The organism is Rahnella inusitata (genome assembly GCF_018288855.1).
GTDB lineage: Bacteria > Pseudomonadota > Gammaproteobacteria > Enterobacterales > Enterobacteriaceae > Rahnella > Rahnella inusitata.
This window is the reverse complement of sequence record NZ_CP065024.1, coordinates 3,392,901-3,410,272: the sequence shown is the minus strand read 5'-3', so window position 1 is coordinate 3,410,272 and position 17,372 is coordinate 3,392,901. Positions and strand designations below refer to the sequence as shown.

The window sequence follows — 17,372 nt, the reverse complement described above, 5'->3', positions numbered from 1 at the left end:
ATATCTTTGTGTCTATGCGTCTTGACGAGGAAAACCACGTGCCACACTCCGCCAGCCACCACGCGCCGGTGGCACTGGCTGCGGCGCTGATCCCCGGTTTTGGTCAGTTCTATAACCGACAATGGGCCAAGGGAATCATCTTTTTTATCATTCTGTTTTGCTTCGCCGGTGTATTTTATGATTTCCTGCAACAGGGCTTGTGGGGGTTATATACGCTGGGCGAAGAAGTTCCGCGCGATAATTCCATCTTCCTGCTGGCTAAAGGGATTATCAGCGTCCTGATCGCCGCCTTTGGCGTTGGCTTTTATTACTGGAGCCTGCGCGATGCGTGGCTGAACGGCAAAAGACGTGATTTGGGGATGGAATTACCCGGCGTCAGAAAGCAGTATCATTTACTGCTGCGCGAAGGCTTTCCTTATTTGATGATAACGCCGGGCTTTATTTTGCTGGTATTTGTGGTGGTATTTCCGATTATTTTTGGCTTCTCCATCGCTTTTACGAATTACAATCTGTACCACACGCCACCGGCGAAATTAGTCGACTGGGTCGGGTTCAAAAACTTTATTAATATCTTCACGCTGAACATCTGGCGTTCAACGCTGCTGGACGTTTTACAGTGGACGGTAGTCTGGACCGTGCTGGCGACCACGCTGCAATGTACCGTCGGCGTGATGCTGGCGATTCTGGTGAATCAGAAAGATTTACGTTTCAAGGCGCTGATCCGCACCGTCCTGATTTTGCCGTGGGCGGTGCCTGGCTTCGTGACTATTCTGGTGTTCGCCGGGATGTTTAATGATTCCTTTGGCGTCATCAACAACGGCATTCTGGCGGCGTTAGGAATTGAGCCGAAAGCGTGGATGACCGATCCGTTCTGGACCAAAACGGCGCTGATCATGATGCAGACCTGGCTGGGCTTCCCGTTTGTCTTCGCGATGACGACCGGCGTATTGCAGGCGATCCCGAATGATTTATATGAAGCGGCGACGATGGACGGTGCGAGCACCTGGAAGAAATTAAAAACCATTACGCTGCCGCTGGTGCTGTATTCCATTGCGCCGATCATTATTACGCAATACACCTTCAACTTTAATAACTTCAATATTATCTACCTGTTTAATAACGGTGGCCCGGCAGTGGCCGGATCGAATGCAGGCGGAACGGATATTCTGGTGTCATGGATATATAAACTCACCATGTCGTCATCGCAATATGCCATTGCCGCGACCATTACGATTTTGCTGTCAATATTTGTTGTCGGTATTGCACTGTGGCAATTCCGTTCAACCAATTCATTTAAACAAGATGATATGGCGTAAGCGGGAGCCGGGTAATGAGTAAAAACAGCAGTATTAAAAGAAGTAAGTTTATCCGCCTGTCGCTGAGTTATTTTCTGTTGCTGATCGTGGCGGTTATTATTATTTATCCGCTGATCTGGACCGTCGGCGCCTCGCTGAACGCCGGTAACAGCCTGCTCAGTACGTCGATTATTCCGGAGAACGTCTCTTTCCAACATTACAAAGACCTGTTTAACGGTGACGTGAATTACGTCGGCTGGTACTGGAATTCGATGAAAATTAGTTTCCTGACCATGGTGCTGACGCTGATTTGCGTCAGTTTCACCGCCTATTCCTTCTCGCGCTTTCGCTTTAAGGGCCGCAAAGACGGGCTGATGCTGTTTCTTTTATTGCAGATGATCCCGCAGTTTTCGGCGCTGATCGCCATCTTCGTGCTGGCGCAGCTTCTGGGGCTGATTAACAGCCATCTGGCACTGGTGCTGATTTACGTCGGCGGCATGATTCCGATGAATACCTATCTGATGAAAGGTTATCTGGACGCTATTCCGAAAGATCTGGATGAATCAGCGCGGATGGACGGTGCGGGTAATTTCCGCATCTTTATTGAAATCATCATGCCGTTGTCGAAGCCTATTCTGGCGGTAATTGCGCTGTTTTCCTTCACCGGGCCGCTGGGGGATTTCATTCTCTCCAGCACCATTTTGCGCACGCCGGATAAATACACGCTGCCGATCGGCCTCTATAACCTGGTCGCCCAGAAAATGGGGGCGAACTACACCATGTACGCCGCCGGGGCGGTGCTGATCGCGGTACCGGTCGCCATTTTCTATCTCGCCTTACAAAAATACTTCGTCTCCGGCCTGACCGCCGGCAGCACTAAAGGATGATCATCATGACTTTCCTGAATACAAAGAGTTTCACTAAAAGTACGGTTGCCTGCCTGTTTCTGGCGATGTCATTTTCCTGTGCAGCAGAAAACGTCAGTATCAAAAAGGTCGCCAACGTTCCGGCAGATTTCATTAAAGGCGCGGACATTTCCACGCTGATTGATGTTGAAAAGCACGGTGGCAAGTTTTTTGATCAGAACCACAAGCAGCAGGACGCGATGGTGATCCTTAAACAAAACGGTTTTAACTACGTGCGCCTGCGTTTGTGGGTTGATCCGAAAGACGCGGCGGGCAAACCTTACGGCGGCGGCAATAACGACCTGGCGACCACGCTGGAACTGGCGAAGCGCGCCAAAGCGCAGGGCTTCAAAATTCTGCTCGACTTCCATTACAGCGATTTCTGGACCGACCCGGGAAAACAGTTCAAGCCGAAGAGCTGGGCGAAGATGGATTATCCGCAGCTGAAAACTGCCATTCATGATTACAGCCGTGAGGTGATCGCGCAGTTCCGCCAGCAGGGCGTGGTGCCGGACATGGTGCAGGTCGGCAATGAAATGAACGGCGGGATTTTGTGGCCGGAAGGCAAAAGCTGGGGCGAGGGCGGCGGTGAGTTTGACCGTCTGGCCGGACTGCTGAATGCGGCGATTTCCGGCGTGCGGGCGGATGAGAAAGACCCGTCGAAAATCAAAATCATGCTGCATCTGGCCGAAGGCACGAAGAATGACACCTTCCGCTGGTGGTTCGATGAAATCAATCAGCGCAACGTCCCTTACGACGTGATTGGCCTGTCGTTTTATACCTACTGGAACGGGCCGATCTCCGCGCTGCAAACGAACATGGACGACATCAGTAAACGCTACAACAAAGACGTGATCGTCGTTGAAGTGGCGTATGGCTACAGCACCCAAAACTGCGATGCCGCCGAGAACAGCTTCAACGAGAAAGAAGCCAAAGATGGCGGCTATCCGGGCACCGTGCAGGGTCAGGCCGATTTCCTCAGCGATATGATCAAAAGTCTGGTGGCTGTGCCCGAAAACCGCGGCAAAGGCTTGTTCTACTGGGAGCCGACCTGGATCCCGGTTAATGGCGCGGGCTGGGCGACACCGGCTGGAATGACCTACATCAATGACCACTGGAAAGAGGGCAACGCCCGCGAAAATCAGGCGCTGTTCAGCTGTGACGGTCAGGTTTTACCTTCCATCAAAGTCTTCAACTGATTCCCTTTTCCCCGGCCGCCTTGGCCGGGGAGCACTGTCTATTTCTTACGGATTTAAAGGATTAAGCATGACGAAATTCCCTCTTCTGAGCAGTAAGATTTCCGGTCTGTTACACGGCGCGGATTACAACCCCGAGCAATGGCTGGATCACCCCGACGTGCTGGTGCGCGATGTCGAAATGATGAAAGAAGCACGCTGCAACGTGATGTCAGTGGGGATTTTCAGCTGGTCAGCGCTGGAACCTGAAGAAGGCCGCTACACCTTTGACTGGATGGATCAGGTGCTAAACCGCCTGCATGAAAACGGTATTTCGGTGTTTCTCGCGACACCCAGCGGCGCGCGTCCGGCATGGATGTCGCAAAAATATCCGCAGGTACTGCGCGTCGGGCGCGACCGCGTTCCCGCGCTGCACGGCGGGCGTCATAATCATTGCATGAGCTCGCCGGTTTACCGCGAAAAAGTGCAGCTGATGAACGGCCAGCTGGCGAAGCGTTACGCGAACCATCCGGCGGTGATTGGCTGGCACATCTCCAATGAATACGGCGGCGAATGCCATTGCGACGCCTGTCAGGGGCAGTTTCGCGACTGGCTGAAAGCCCGTTATGTCACGCTTGATGCGCTGAACAAAGCCTGGTGGAGCACCTTCTGGAGCCACACTTACACCGACTGGTCGCAGCTCGAATCGCCATCACCGCAGGGCGAAAATGGGGTTCACGGCCTGAATCTTGACTGGCGGCGTTTTAATACCGATCAGGTTACGCGTTTTTGCAGCGAAGAAATCCGGCCGCTGAAAGCCGAAAATCCGGCGTTACCGGCGACCACTAACTTCATGGAATATTTCTACGATTACGATTACTGGAAACTTGCCGGCGTGCTGGATTTCATTTCCTGGGACAGCTACCCGATGTGGCACACCCGTAAGGATGACATCGGTCTCGCGGCGTATACCGCGATGTATCATGACCTTATGCGTACCCTCAAGCAGGGCAAGCCTTTTGTGCTGATGGAATCGACGCCGAGTTTCACCAACTGGCAGCCGACCAGCAAACTGAAAAAGCCGGGAATGCACATTCTCTCTTCCTTGCAGGCGGTCGCCCACGGAGCGGATTCCGTGCAGTATTTCCAGTGGCGTAAAAGCCGTGGTTCTTGCGAGAAATTCCACGGTGCAGTGGTCGATCACGTCGGGCACATCGACACCCGCGTCGGGCGCGAAGTCGCAGAGCTTGGCTCGATTTTATCGGCATTATCGCCGGTGGCGGGCAGCCGTGTAGAAGCCAAAGTTGCCATCATCTTCGACTGGGAAAGCCGCTGGGCGATGGATGATGCGATGGGGCCGCGTAACGCCGGGCTGCATTACGAAAATACCGTCGCCGATCATTACCGCGCGCTCTGGGCGCAGGGAATTGCGGTGGACGTGATTAACGCAGACTGCGATTTGCAGGGCTACGATCTGGTGATTGCCCCGATGCTGTACATGGTGCGCGAGGGCGTCGGAGAGCGCATCAGCGCCTTTGTTCAGGCTGGCGGACGCTTTGTCGCGACCTACTGGAGCGGGATCGTCAACGAAACCGATTTGTGCTTCCTCAACGGATTCCCCGGACCGCTGCGACCGGTGTTGGGCATCTGGGCGGAAGAGATAGACAGCCTGACCGATGAACAGCACAACAGCGTCGCCGGTGTGGAGGGCAACGCGCTGGGGCTCAGCGGCCCGTATCGCGCCTCGCAGCTGTGCGAAGTGATCCATCTGGAAGGGGCGGCAGCGCTGGCCACCTACGGCGACGATTTCTATGCCGGTAATCCGGCCGTGACCGTGAATCTGTACGGCAAAGGGCAGGCGTACTACGTGGCGTCGCGTAACGATCAGCAGTTCCATGCCGATTTCTTTACCGCGCTGGCGAAGGAGATGAAGTTGCCGCGCGCCATCAATACGCCGCTGCCGGAAGGTGTGACTGCCGCGCGCCGTACCGATGGTGAAAGCGAGTTTATCTTCCTGCAAAACTACAATGCTGACAGCCAGACCGTTGCCTTGCCGCAGGATTATCAGGATATCGTTCACGGCGGGAACCTGCCGCGCAAACTGACGTTACCGGCATTTGGCTGCCAGATCCTGACGCGTAAAATCACACAATAAGTTTTACTCCTGACGTGCCGTGGGGAATATTCCCTGCTGCACGTTTTTTCATTTCTGCAAGAGAGGATTAATCATGGTCAATATTAAAGACTTTATGCATGTGTTCTCGGCGAAGAATAAAAATCTGAAAGATGAAGTACCGCCGTCCACCGACGTCGCGTTATTAATTGAGGCGCTTGGCGGGCACGATAACATTATCAATGTCGATGCTTGTATTACCCGTCTGCGCGTGAAGGTCAAAGAGTTAAAGCGCGTTAACTCAGGCGCTATCCAGCAGACCGGCGCGATTGGTGTGGTCATTATCGGCCAGGAAGTGCATGCGATATTCGGCAAGCAGTCCGACAGCCTGAAGAAACTGATGACTGAAAAGTTTGGCTTACAGAGTAATTAAGCTTATTTAAATTTTAAGTTAAATTAAAAGCACACTGAAATAATAAAAAGGCAGCCAGATAATTTGGCTGCCTTTTTTATTTACTTTGACACTTTAGTAATAATAACGATGCTGCTGTGCGGGTACAAAAAACGTCACGATCCCCTACAAGAGAAAATGCGTTAAACCCTGAGCATTTATAACAATGAGGTTATTTCGTAATATCATCAGACACAGATTTATTTTAATACGGTATTTCAGGCATAACGTTTACTTCATGAACAAACAACTTACCACCAGGCTTCAACCTGAACCCCAAAGTTCCAGGTGTCGGATTTGGTGTGATCTTCAAACGTATCGCCATGCTCTGAGTCATTCAGATACGACGCAAATACGCGCAGTTCAGGACGGGACATAAACTCAGGACCTGCTGCCAGACCCATCGCCAGGGTGTATTTCTGGCCGCCCTGTTTGTAGTTAGAGCCGTTCTTGTAATCATCTTTCTGATAGAAAGTACCGACTTCACCGATGGTACGCACGTAATCTGTCCACTGATACTGCGCGCGGCCAACCAGCGAGACCAGTTCGGTAGTGTCGGTGTAAGCCGTGATGTTATCCGCGTGGCCGTAGGTCAGCACGTGGTTGAGGCTGAATTTGCTGGTGATCGGAATCAGACCGGTGATGATGCCGCGATAACCGGTGGCGTCATTGGTGTAGTTCCACATGTCATACCAGCCGCCGCCCTGGGAGATCATGTTCTGGGCCAGACCTTTGTCCGCGTACTGTAAAACCAGTTTGTTATAGCCGCCCCACATGTCCTGACTGATTTCGCCGGTCAGCATCACGCCATTATCCGCGTCATACAGGCCGCCGTACTCTTTCTGATCGTGCGTCAGGTTCGGCATGGCGTAGTCCGCACCGATTTCCATCCACGCGCCGTTCCACGGTTTGATTCCGGCATAACGTACGTCGATGTAGTTGATGTTAACGTCATTATCGCCGTCGACGCGGTAATCCACGTCATTGGCATCGCCACGGATCCACGCCACGGACAGCGCACCTTCGCCAAGCTTCAGGTTTTCCACCCCGGCCCCGGCACCGGAGATGTTCCAGTATTTGGTGTCGATGATGTGCAAGTCGTGGCGCTGGTAGTAGCGTTTCCCGCCCCAGATCACCGCATCTTTATCCCACGGCACCAGCCCTTTGATTTGCAGATTCAGCTGACGCAGGCCGAACTGCGCGTCGTCGTTAACGGTGCTTTCATCATCATTTGAGCCGTCGGAAACCATGCTGACCATGGAGTCGACATAAAAACTCACATCGTCCTTTTTGTAGACTTCACTGCCCAGTTCGACTTCACCGTAGGTGTCGTCTTCGTTGCCCAGACGACCGACTTTATTTTTTTGGAACTGTTCTAAGCTGCCACTGCCGGAAACACCCAGCCCTGAACGCAGATAGCCATGAAAATCAATATCATTTGCCACTGCAGGGCCTGCCGTGATGGCGAGGGAAACCGCCACAGCCAGAGTGCGTAAGTTGTGTTTCATTCTTTTTCCTTATGATTGTATGACGTTCACATTTACGGAATCTATAAGATACCCAGAAACAATAATGATCAATTTTACACATCCTGAATTGTGATTTAGATCCATAACTTGTGGTGTATAAATAAACGGGTAGTGATTTAAATCACAAGATTATGCAATGTTAACGTATAACTTATGCAGTGCCTGGCTCGCCAGATTGAACTTTTAGATGAGATCCCGTAGTTTGAGTCGATTGATGTGGGGGTAAGCTACGTTCACAGGTTCCAGGCAGGGAAAGAGAATGAAATCGAAAAGTTCGACATTAGAAGATGTTGCCCGCTACGCCGGCGTGTCTTATCAGACCGTTTCGCGGGTTTTGAACAAGTCCGCCAACGTCTCTGACGCCACCCGTCTGAAAGTCGAGCAGGCAATTGAAGTCCTGCGTTATGTACCTAACCGTCTGGCACAGCAACTGGTCGGCAAACAGAGTTTCACGTTGGGGCTGGTGACCACGTCGCTGGCACTGCACGCGCCTTCGCAGATAGCCGCCTCCGTCAAAAAATACGCGCATCAGGCCGGTTATCAGGTGCTGATTTCGATGATTGACGAAGACGTCAATCAAAGCATTCAGGACTCCATCAACGAGCTGAAATCCCAGCGGGTAGATCGCGTGATTATCAACATCCCGCTGGAAAGCGCCGAAGCGGAGCTTATCTACGAGAACAATCGCGATATTTTGTGCCTGTTCCTTGATGTCGACCCGACAAGCACGGTGTTTAACGTCTGCTTTAACCCGGCGGACGGTTCGCGCGCCAGCGTCGAATATCTGCTGGAGTTAGGTCACCGGGAGTTCGCACTGCTGGCCGGGCCGGAGGATTCGGTATCATCGCGCCTGCGCCTCAGGAGCTGGCAGGAGACGCTGACGGAGAAGGGGTTACAGCCGGTGACGGTTATCCATGGCGACTGGAGCGCGAAAAGTGGCTATTACAATGCGCTGCACATGCTGCGTGAGACGCCACAGTTTACCGCGATGCTGGTGGGGAATGACCAGATGGCGCTGGGCGTTATCAGTGCGCTGCATCAGCACAACGTCGCTATCCCGCAGCAGGTGTCGATCGTTGGCTACGATGACACCTATGACAGCGCGTTCTTCCATCCGGCGCTCACCACGGTGTCGCTGGATCTGGATTTGCAAAGCAAAGAGGCGGTTGAACGGCTGCTGGCCACGAAGAATGACGTTACGGTCTCCAAAGTCTTACCGGCAAAGCTGGTTGTGCGTAATTCCACCCGCGCGCCGGGTGGGCAGGACAAAGATCTGAACCAGATCGCCGATCAGCTGGATAAACTCGCTTCGCAGTTGCGCGGCCAGTAGGAAACGGTTTAAATCCCTCAGACTTTTAAAAAGACAAAAGGAAATGAAGGAATGACCTTATGGCAGTGTTATTTGCAGGGCTGGAAAGGCTATGTGAAATTTGCGGGCAGGGCGACCAGAAAGGAATTTTGGGTCTTCACGCTGGGTAATATCGTGTTGATGATTTTGCTGGTGATGGGCACCATCTCTTTCTTCTCCATGGCGGGCGATCCTTACATTGGCGTGCTCTACGCCGGAATGGCGTACAGCCTTTTCGCGCTGGTACTGGCGCTGCCTCTTCTCGCCGTCGGTATCCGCCGTATGCATGATATTGGCCGGTCCGGGTGGTGGTTTGGCGGCGTCTATCTGGCGGGCGTCATCTCGCGGATGCTGAATATGATCCTTGTCCAGTATGCCTCGCCCGAAACTTACGCCGTGATGAACGTGGTGCTGGGCATTATCCTTGGCTGGATCCCGCTGCTGGGGATTATTTACCTCTGCTGCCAGAAATCTAAAACGTCGGTGGATTTGCAAAAGCCGGTTATTGCTGAATAAGCCTTCCTGAAACGGGAGTTTGCGGCGGTGTTCGCGGCAAACTTCTCATCTTTACTATTGCGTCCTCTTCGACTTTGGATACTTCCACAGCCAGCGGCCGCTGGCCATGCGCCAGTAGAAGAACACTCCGCGCACGATCCAGTCGAGGAACATCCCAAGCCAGATACCTACGACGCCAAAGCCAAGTACGATCCCGAGGAAATAGCCGACCACAATACGACATCCCCACATGCCCACCATCGACACGTACATGGTGAAACGGGCGTCGCGCGCGCCTTTCAAACCGGCGGGCAGAACCCAGGATGCTGCCCAGAACGGCATAAATGCGGCATTCAGCCAGATAAGGATTTTGACCACGTCAATCACGTCTTCTTCATTGGTGTAAAAGCGCGCCAGCAGGCCAGCGAAGGGCACAGACAGAAACGCCAGTACGCACAGTCCAAAGGTCGACAGCCAGAAGATGTGGCGCAGCTGGCGTTCGGACTGGGCGATTTGTCCTTTGCCCAGCCGCGTACCGACGATAATGGTCGACGCCGAGCCCAGGGCGTTTCCCGGCAGGTTGATTAAGGCCGCGATGGAGAAGGCGATAAAGTTACCAGCAATGACGTTGGTGCCCATTCCGGCGACGAAAACTTGCGTCAGTAATTTTCCGCCGTTGAACAGCACGGATTCAATACTGGCGGGAATGCCGATACCGAGTACTTCGCGCAGAATATTGGTATTGAGCGGCAGGAAGTAACTTTTCAGCGAGATTTTGAGTGAGGGATTAAAGCCGACCATCAGCACCGCGATAACCGCTATCGCACCGATGTATCGGGCAATGGTCAGGCCGAGACCTGCGCCGATAAAGCCCAGACCGTTCCAGCCGAAACAACCGTAAATCAGCACGCTGCTGATAACCAGATTGAGGATGTTCATGCCGCCGTTCAGCAGCATCGGAATTTTGGTATTACCGGCACCGCGCAGCGCACCTGAGCCAATCAGCGCAATGGCCGCCGCCGGATAACTCCAGCTACTCATTTGCAGATAAGATAGCGCCATCTCTTTGACTTGCGGTTCGGCGTTACCGGCGATCATGTCGATAATCACATGGCCGGAAAACTGGAGTACGATCGCCAGCAGCACCGCAAAGACGGTCATGATCGCCAGCGACTGACGCGCCGCAGCGCGGGCACGTTCGTGATCGAGTTTACCCAGGCTGAAGGCGACCACCACTGTCGTGCCGAGATCGACAGCGGCGAAGAACGAAATGATCACCATGTTAAAACTGTCTGCCAGCCCAACGCCCGCCATCGCTTCTTTGCCCAGCCAGCTGACCAGAAACGTACTCAGGACGCCCATCAGCAGAACGCAGGCATTCTCGAAGAAAATAGGCACAGCGAGGGGCGTGATTTCACGCCAGAACAGGGTGCGGTAAGAACGCCGTTTCGGATACCAGGGCGTGCGCTCGATGGCTTTGCGCAAAGAGACGATGACGTTTTGCAAGAGAATTCCAGATGGCAGAAAGTAGAACAGCGTTTTAATTTATGATGGTAAAAGACTCTGCATTATGCAAAGTCTTTTTTAAGAAGCGGGGTAATTAAAGTGTTAAAAAACAATTATCGGAAAGGGGGTTCGTTAAAGGTACGTAATTTGCGTGAATGCAGATGATCGCCCTCGGCGCGCAGCAGATCGATGGCACAGATACCGATTTGCAAATGCTCCGAGATTGCCCCTTCATAGAACTTGTTGGCCTGACCCGGCAGTTTGATTTCGCCGTGCAGAGGTTTATCAGAGACGCAGAGTAAAGTGCCGTACGGCACGCGAAAGCGATAACCCTGTGCGGCGATGGTCGCACTCTCCATATCCACGGCCACGGCGCGGCTGAGATTAAAACGCAGCGCAGAGGCGGCGTAGCGCAGCTCCCAGTTACGGTCATCGGTCGTCACCACCGTCCCGGTGCGCAGGCGTTGTTTCACTTCTTCACCCGGCATGCCGCTCATCTTTTTGGTGGCGTCATAGAGCGCGCGCTGCACTTCGGCAATGCTTGGGATAGGGATATCCGGCGGCAGGACGGCATCAAGAACGTGATCGTCACGCAGATAAGCGTGGGCCAGAACGTAATCGCCGATGGATTGAGTTTCGCGTAATCCGCCGCAGTGACCAATCATCAGCCAGACGTGCGGACGTAATACGGCCAGATGATCGCAAATAGTTTTGGCATTCGCCGGGCCGACACCGATGTTCACGAGTGTTATCCCGGCCCCGTCGCGTGCAATCAGATGATAGGCTGGCATCTGATGTTTTTTCCACGCCAGGTCTGAAACGGCCTGTTCCGGATAGAGCGTGTCGGCGGTAATAAATACGCTGCCCGCACAGGCCAGCGCTTCGTACGGGCTGTCGGGATCGGCAATCTGTGCGCACGCCCAGCTGACAAACTCATCCACATAGCGGGTGTAGTTGGTGAACAGCACGTATGGCTGGAAATGCTCGATTAGCGTGCCGGTGTAGTGGCGCAGACGTGCGAGGGAGAAATCAGCGCGCAGCGCGTTAAAATGTGAAAGCGGAAAGGTATCGCCGGGATAATACAACCCGTCGGCGGTTTCATCGCCAATTTGCGAAAGCTCTGTGGTGGGGAAATGTTTTGCCAGCCCAGCACTCATTGAGCGGTCGAGCATCAAATCCGAACCGTCGATGACGTAGGAATAAGGGATCTCCTGCTGCGACGGCACGACCTCAATCACCGCATTGTATTCTTCCTCGAGCAAAGAAAGCTGCTCGATGAGATAACGGTGGAACAGCTCGGGGTGGGTGATGGTGGTGGCATAACGTCCGGGGTGAGAAAAGCGGCCATAGGCGCGGGTCGGATTTTTAGCGGGCGTCACGCCGTCCCAGCTCACACGCAGTTCCGGGTAAACGAACAATCCCGCTGCGCGCGCAGCCATGTCCGGCAGTGTGCCCTGAACGATGAAATCCTTAATCGCATCCCGCAGTGCCGCGACCGAGTTATTGTACATCTCTTCGAGTTTATCAATCGCCTCTACAGCGGTAAGTGACTTGTTATCCATACGCTTTTCCTTTTTTCTTCGTTCATCATCAGGTCACTCTAAATATGGCGGGTCTGGCCGGTGACGCCAATGTTTAATTGATGCTGAAGCGGTGAAAATTACGCTGCGCGGTATTCAGCCCCTGCAATCTGGCATAGCATCAAAAATTACAGGTATAATCCTGCACATTATTCAACGGATTTAGAAACGAACATGACAAAACTGACTTTACAAGAGCAACTGCTAAAAGCGGGATTAGTGTCCAGCAAGAAAATGGACAAAGTTCAGCGAACGGCGAAGAAATCACGCGTTCAGGCCCGTGAGGCCAGAGAGGCGGTGGAAGAAAATAAGAAGGCGCAGCTTGAGCGTGATAAGCAGCTGAGCGAACAACAAAAACAAGCGGCCTTATCGAAAGAATATAAAGCGCAGGTGAAGCAGCTGATTGAAATGAACAGAGTCGATATTTCAAAAGGCGATATTGGCTTTAACTTCACAGACGGCAATTTAATCAAAAAAATCTTTGTGGATAAGACAACTCAGGCGCAGCTGATCAGTGGCCGTCTGGCTATCGCCCGTCTGGTGGTTGAAAGCAGCGGCGAGAGTCAGTACGCGATTATCCCCGCCAGCGTCGCGGATAAAATTGCCCAGCGCGATGCAAACAGCATTGTATTAAACAGTGCGCTGAGTCAGGAAGAGCAGGATGAAGAAGATCCGTATGCTGACTTTAAAGTGCCTGATGATTTGATGTGGTAATCAACGTTTTCAGAACGGGCTATCATTACGGGCAACGACCGGCTCATCGCTGACCGGATGCACAAAATGCAGCTCACTGGCATGCAGCATCAGCCGCGGTGTCCGCTCCGTCCCCGGCAGCAGGAGACCGCCGTAAAGGTCACAGCCTAAAATAGGGTGGCCGAGTTGCTGGCAATGGATGCGCAGCTGGTGCGTGCGTCCGGTTTCCGGGGTGAGTTCTACCCGCGTCAATGGCAGTAACGTCCCCTCTTCCCGCTCATGATAAATCCGCTCAGCGACCCGATACCGGGAGCGGGCGGGTTTGCCGTGGATTGCGCAAATCGACATCAGCGGAAACAGCGCCGGGTCTTTGGCAATCGGCGCGTCTATTATTCCTTCGTCGTCATCCAGATGTCCGCACAGCAGGGCGCTGTACATTTTGGTCACCGTGCGGTTGCTGAACTGCTGGCAGAGTGCGGCATTTATCGCTTTGTTGCGGGCAATCACCATTAATCCGGACGTGCCGAAATCAAGACGGTGGACAAGCGTACAGCCGGGGAACAGCTTTACCAGCCGGTGATGCACCGAATCGAGGTTTTGCGGATTCTTCCCTGAAAGGCTGAGCAGCCCGGAGGGCTTGTTGATAAGCAACAGGTGTTCGTCCTGATAAAGAATGTCTATCTGGTCATGGCACGGCGGGGCAATAAAAGTATCGATAATTGCTGACATCAGACTGGCCGGAAGGAAAGTGGGTGGCGGATGATAACGAATTTTACGCCGGGTGACGAATCCGGCCTGGCACAGCCCGCCATCAGACAATCCACAAAAGCAAAAAGCCCGCTTAGTTTCCTAAGCGGGCTTTTCTAATATGGCTCCTCTGACTGGACTCGAACCAGTGACATACGGATTAACAGTCCGCCGTTCTACCGACTGAACTACAGAGGAATCGTTGGAACGGGGCGAATAATAGCGACTGCCCCTGAGCATGTCAAAGGGGAAACTGCATAAATGTGTGCGTTTGCTGATACTTTGGTCAAGTTGTTGAGAATAGAGTCAAAAAGGCGGTTTTTTCCCATTGGCGGCGCAAGCCAGGCCACTCTTCAGCGGGTGTTATTAACCCTGCTAATTGATAAGGCTGACCCATAAGAATGCATTATGTTGGTGCAGCAGGCGCGAAAATACGGGGGCATGTCTGTTTGATTTCTGCCGAAGCGGGCTTTTCTCTCGTCATCCTGCGATAGTTTTCTCTTATGTTCTGCGGCATTGGCGCGGTCAGGCAGGGTTTTTCCTCTGCGCACCCGAGATTGGCGCAGATCTTGCTTTTATCAGACCTGCTAATAAATACGCTGTACGTACATAAATTTAGTTCAGGGTACCCCTTACCGCGCAAGATGGAGGCAGAGATGAATCTCAGACGTTTAAAGTACTTTGTGAAAATCGTCGATATTGGCAGCCTGACGCAGGCCGCTGAGGTTCTGCATATCGCCCAACCGGCACTGAGCCAGCAACTGGCGACGCTGGAAGGTGAGTTGCAGCAACAATTGCTGATTCGCACCAAGCGCGGCGTGACGCCTACCGAAGCCGGTAATATTCTTTATTCGCACGCCCAGGCGATTTTGCGCCAGTGCGAGCAGGCCCATTGTGCGGTAAGCAGTGCAGGGCAGTCGCTGAGCGGGCAGGTATCCGTCGGCCTTGCGCCGGGAACGGCCGCCTCGCAGCTGGCATTGCCATTGTTGCAAGCCGTGCGCGAGCAGCATCCGGGGATTTTGTTGTACCTCAATGAAAACTTCGGCACGGCGCTCGGCGAACTGGTACTGGATGGCCGCATGGACATGGCGGTGCTGTACGGTGCACGTCCTGAAATCGGGCTGTGCAGTCAGCCGCTGATGAAAGAAGATCTTTATCTGGTCGGCACGCACGCCGTACCGAATCCGGGAAAATACGTTGATTTGAGCGATGTGGCTAAGCTGAATCTGTTCATGCCGCGATCTTATAATGTGATGCGCCGTCTGGTGGATGATGCGATGGCGATACGCCGGCTGAGCGCCAACGTCATTGGTGAAATCGAATCCTCTGCGACACTCACCGCCGCAGTGGCCAGTGGTCTGGGTGCGACTATCTTGCCGGAATCCGCCGCGCGGGCGATGACAGGCCCGGCGAAAGCCTGGATGTCGTGTATCAGCAGCCCGGCGATTCAGGTGCCGTTATCCTTATGCGTATCAGAAACGCTGGCGCTGTCTCAGGAGGCGATGGCGGTGAAGAAAATCCTGCTGGGGCTGGTCGAGGAGCAAACGGTACCGGTACTGGAACCGATGCTGGCGGCGAGCTGACACGGAAAAAATGGGCGATCATTGATCGCCCATTTGATTTTCCCCGGTCAGGAGTGACCATAATAACAAAGACTACTTACAGGCTTTAATTTCCTTCCATTGTGACCACTCACCAGTGAACTCCGGGTTACCAGGTTCATTGTTTTGTGTCCAATAGTTAGCCAGATACTCCTTGCCTTTCCACACAACGCTTTCACCACCGTAATAGATTTTCTGTGCATCCCAGTTATTCGCACACGTTTTGCCCGAGCCAGTATCCGGCAGCGGCTGAACCTGCGGTGTGACGGTCAGCGTATACGAAGCCACGTTGCTTTTTTTGCCGTCAGATACCGTCAGGTTGAAGGTGTAACTTTTCTTCACGGTCACTGTCGGGGCAACAAAACTGATGCTGTCGCGATCGGTGCCTTCCAGCGCGGTGCCGTTGGGCAGGAGCCAGGTGTAAGACAGTTTGTCACCGTTCGCATCACTCGACGCCGAGGCGTTAAGGGTTACGTTCGCCTGACTTTCGACTTCACCAATCGGCCCGGTCAGTACCGCGACGGGCGCGGCATTGGTGTCGGTCGGGGCTGGTGTCGGTGTTGGCGTTGGTGTCGGATCCGGCGTTGGTGTCACCGGCTCGGCCTTACCTGAATCATCGACAATCGTCACGTTGAAGAAGTGCTGGACGCAGCGTTTATAGTCGCCCTCTTTGAATGAGGAGAACGGCGTCTGATAACCGACTAACTGACAGGAATACGTCGAGCCTGTCGGCGTGGTCGGATCCCATCCCCAGTCCTGTTCCCAGTACTGCGGCAGGGCGCCGGAGCCGCCTTCGTCGAACTGTTTCATGTTCTTACAGCCCAGCACTTCATCAGCAGCGACCGGCACCTTCAGATAATCCGCTTCACTTTTGTAGTAGGAGATACGGTTTTCGCCCTGAGCAATCTCAGTCGGGCCGCCGCATTCCACACCGCCGTTGATGATCTGAATGGTGACGCCGAAGCCCGGCACCAGACCGTTGGCTTTATCGTGATCGTTCGGCACCCAGGTACCATCGATCACGTGCAGCATGCTTGGCTTAGGTGCCTGCGGGGTGACGAAGAAGAACACCGCGCTGGCGAGGTTTAGCCAGGTGTCCGCTACCAGCTCCGGTTTATCGAGCAGAGTTCTGACGGTGCCAAACATCGCATCTGAGAACGGGCCGTAATTGTAGTTGTAGGAAAGTTGTTTCGCGCCACGGCCAAAGTAGCTGACAAAATCACCCTGCGCATCTTTGCCACAAGGCCATGTTTGCCCCTGCCAGACGTCCGGATTACATTCGCCGTTATACCCGCCTTTCTGGCCTTCAACCCAGCCCATTTCCCGCAGCCACACCAGCCCCTGCCGCCATTCTGCTTCAGGACGCCAGCTTTCATGCCCGCCGGTTTCCTGCGCGAAGTGCGCAAACATGGTCGCCAGCGCTTTGCGGCAAATAGCGTCGGAATCACGCCCGTCGGTGTAAGTGCCGCACACTGCCGGGAATTTACCTATCGCCTTCAGGAATTTTTCGTAGCTGTATTCCGGCGCGCGCAGTGGGAAGATATATTCCCATTGATCTTTGCTGAGGTTTTTTTCAACGCGTTTCACGTTGTCGGGGTTAGCAGCGCGCCCCGGCGCAATTTTTTCAACCGAGTCGTTATCGAGCGTGCGGATGGATGCCTTCACTGCCTGCATAAGCGGATTTTGCGTCAGTGAGGCTTCTTTTTTTTACCAGGTCACTCTCTTTAATGACATAGGGTTCAGTGGTGGCGGCAGTATCGTCTGCAATAGCCATTGAAGAGCCTGCCAGAAGGCAAGACAGCGTAATGAAATTGAGGCAAAGCTGGGCCTTTAATCTGTGCATAGTTAATACCCTTTATGCGTTGCAAAAAACTGAAACACGACTCTTTAAGAGTGGGTGAGTTATATGTCAGTCGGAAGCTGACTTATAAAGA

The 17,372-nt window shown here is 53.4% G+C and carries 13 protein-coding genes, 1 tRNA gene and 1 pseudogene; 9 read left to right on the top strand and 6 right to left on the bottom strand.

Annotated features, from left to right (window positions below):
• Positions 1-14: 14 nt before the first annotated feature.
• The 5 genes from I2123_RS16105 (at position 15) to I2123_RS16085 (ending at position 5,921) form a co-directional block, all read left to right on the top strand.
• Complete coding sequence (locus I2123_RS16105; protein ID WP_112164479.1) at positions 15-1,316, top strand: carbohydrate ABC transporter permease; 1,302 nt, start codon at positions 15-17, stop codon at positions 1,314-1,316.
• 14 nt (positions 1,317-1,330) lie between these two features.
• Complete coding sequence (locus I2123_RS16100) at positions 1,331-2,182, top strand: sugar ABC transporter permease (protein ID WP_112164478.1); 852 nt, start codon at positions 1,331-1,333, stop codon at positions 2,180-2,182.
• 5 nt (positions 2,183-2,187) lie between these two features.
• Positions 2,188-3,399 carry a glycoside hydrolase family 53 protein gene (locus I2123_RS16095; RefSeq protein WP_213051009.1) on the top strand — a complete coding sequence of 404 codons (1,212 nt, stop codon included), beginning with the start codon at positions 2,188-2,190 and terminating at the stop codon, positions 3,397-3,399.
• 67 nt (positions 3,400-3,466) lie between these two features.
• A complete protein-coding gene (locus tag I2123_RS16090; RefSeq protein WP_213051008.1) occupies positions 3,467-5,530 on the top strand; it encodes a beta-galactosidase in 2,064 nt (687 codons plus the stop codon).
• Between the two features lie 73 nt (positions 5,531-5,603).
• A complete protein-coding gene (locus I2123_RS16085) occupies positions 5,604-5,921 on the top strand; it encodes a PTS sugar transporter subunit IIB (RefSeq protein WP_213051007.1) in 318 nt (105 codons plus the stop codon).
• Between the two features lie 269 nt (positions 5,922-6,190).
• Here the strand turns inward: I2123_RS16085 and I2123_RS16080 are convergent, their stop codons facing one another.
• Positions 6,191-7,447: a maltoporin gene (locus tag I2123_RS16080; protein ID WP_112164475.1), complete on the bottom strand. Its 1,257-nt coding sequence runs from the start codon at positions 7,445-7,447 to the stop codon at positions 6,191-6,193.
• A gap of 280 nt (positions 7,448-7,727) precedes the next feature.
• Between I2123_RS16080 and I2123_RS16075 the strand changes: the two genes are divergently transcribed.
• Together I2123_RS16075 and I2123_RS16070 are read left to right on the top strand one after the other, a co-directional pair.
• Positions 7,728-8,798 (top strand): LacI family DNA-binding transcriptional regulator, encoded by a 1,071-nt coding sequence (locus I2123_RS16075; protein ID WP_213051006.1) that lies wholly within the window; start codon positions 7,728-7,730, stop codon positions 8,796-8,798.
• Positions 8,799-8,849: 51 nt separating this feature from the next.
• On the top strand, positions 8,850-9,332 hold the full coding sequence (locus tag I2123_RS16070) for a DUF805 domain-containing protein (RefSeq protein WP_112164473.1): 483 nt from the start codon (positions 8,850-8,852) through the stop codon (positions 9,330-9,332).
• Between the two features lie 54 nt (positions 9,333-9,386).
• On the opposite strand, the gene I2123_RS16065 is transcribed toward I2123_RS16070, so the two are convergent.
• A complete protein-coding gene (locus I2123_RS16065; RefSeq protein WP_244879844.1) occupies positions 9,387-10,817 on the bottom strand; it encodes an EmmdR/YeeO family multidrug/toxin efflux MATE transporter in 1,431 nt (476 codons plus the stop codon).
• 113 nt (positions 10,818-10,930) lie between these two features.
• Positions 10,931-12,379: an AMP nucleosidase gene (locus I2123_RS16060; RefSeq protein ID WP_213051005.1), complete on the bottom strand. Its 1,449-nt coding sequence runs from the start codon at positions 12,377-12,379 to the stop codon at positions 10,931-10,933.
• Between the two features lie 192 nt (positions 12,380-12,571).
• Between I2123_RS16060 and I2123_RS16055 the strand changes: the two genes are divergently transcribed.
• Entirely contained in the window at positions 12,572-13,111 is a 540-nt protein-coding gene (locus I2123_RS16055; RefSeq protein WP_112164470.1) for a DUF2058 domain-containing protein, read from the top strand.
• Between the two features lie 9 nt (positions 13,112-13,120).
• Here the strand turns inward: I2123_RS16055 and I2123_RS16050 are convergent, their stop codons facing one another.
• Together I2123_RS16050 and I2123_RS16045 are read right to left on the bottom strand one after the other, a co-directional pair.
• Positions 13,121-13,819, bottom strand: a complete 699-nt coding sequence (locus tag I2123_RS16050; RefSeq protein WP_213051004.1) for an RluA family pseudouridine synthase — start codon at positions 13,817-13,819, stop codon at positions 13,121-13,123.
• A 140-nt stretch (positions 13,820-13,959) separates the two neighbouring features.
• Positions 13,960-14,035, bottom strand: a tRNA-Asn gene (locus tag I2123_RS16045).
• A gap of 458 nt (positions 14,036-14,493) precedes the next feature.
• On the opposite strand from I2123_RS16045, the gene nac reads away from it, so the two are divergent.
• Entirely contained in the window at positions 14,494-15,420 is a 927-nt protein-coding gene (gene nac / locus I2123_RS16040) for a nitrogen assimilation transcriptional regulator NAC (RefSeq protein ID WP_213051003.1), read from the top strand.
• 72 nt (positions 15,421-15,492) lie between these two features.
• Here nac and I2123_RS16035 read toward each other — a convergent pair.
• Positions 15,493-17,281: pseudogene (locus I2123_RS16035) on the bottom strand (glycoside hydrolase family 19 protein).
• Positions 17,282-17,372: the final 91 nt, after the last annotated feature.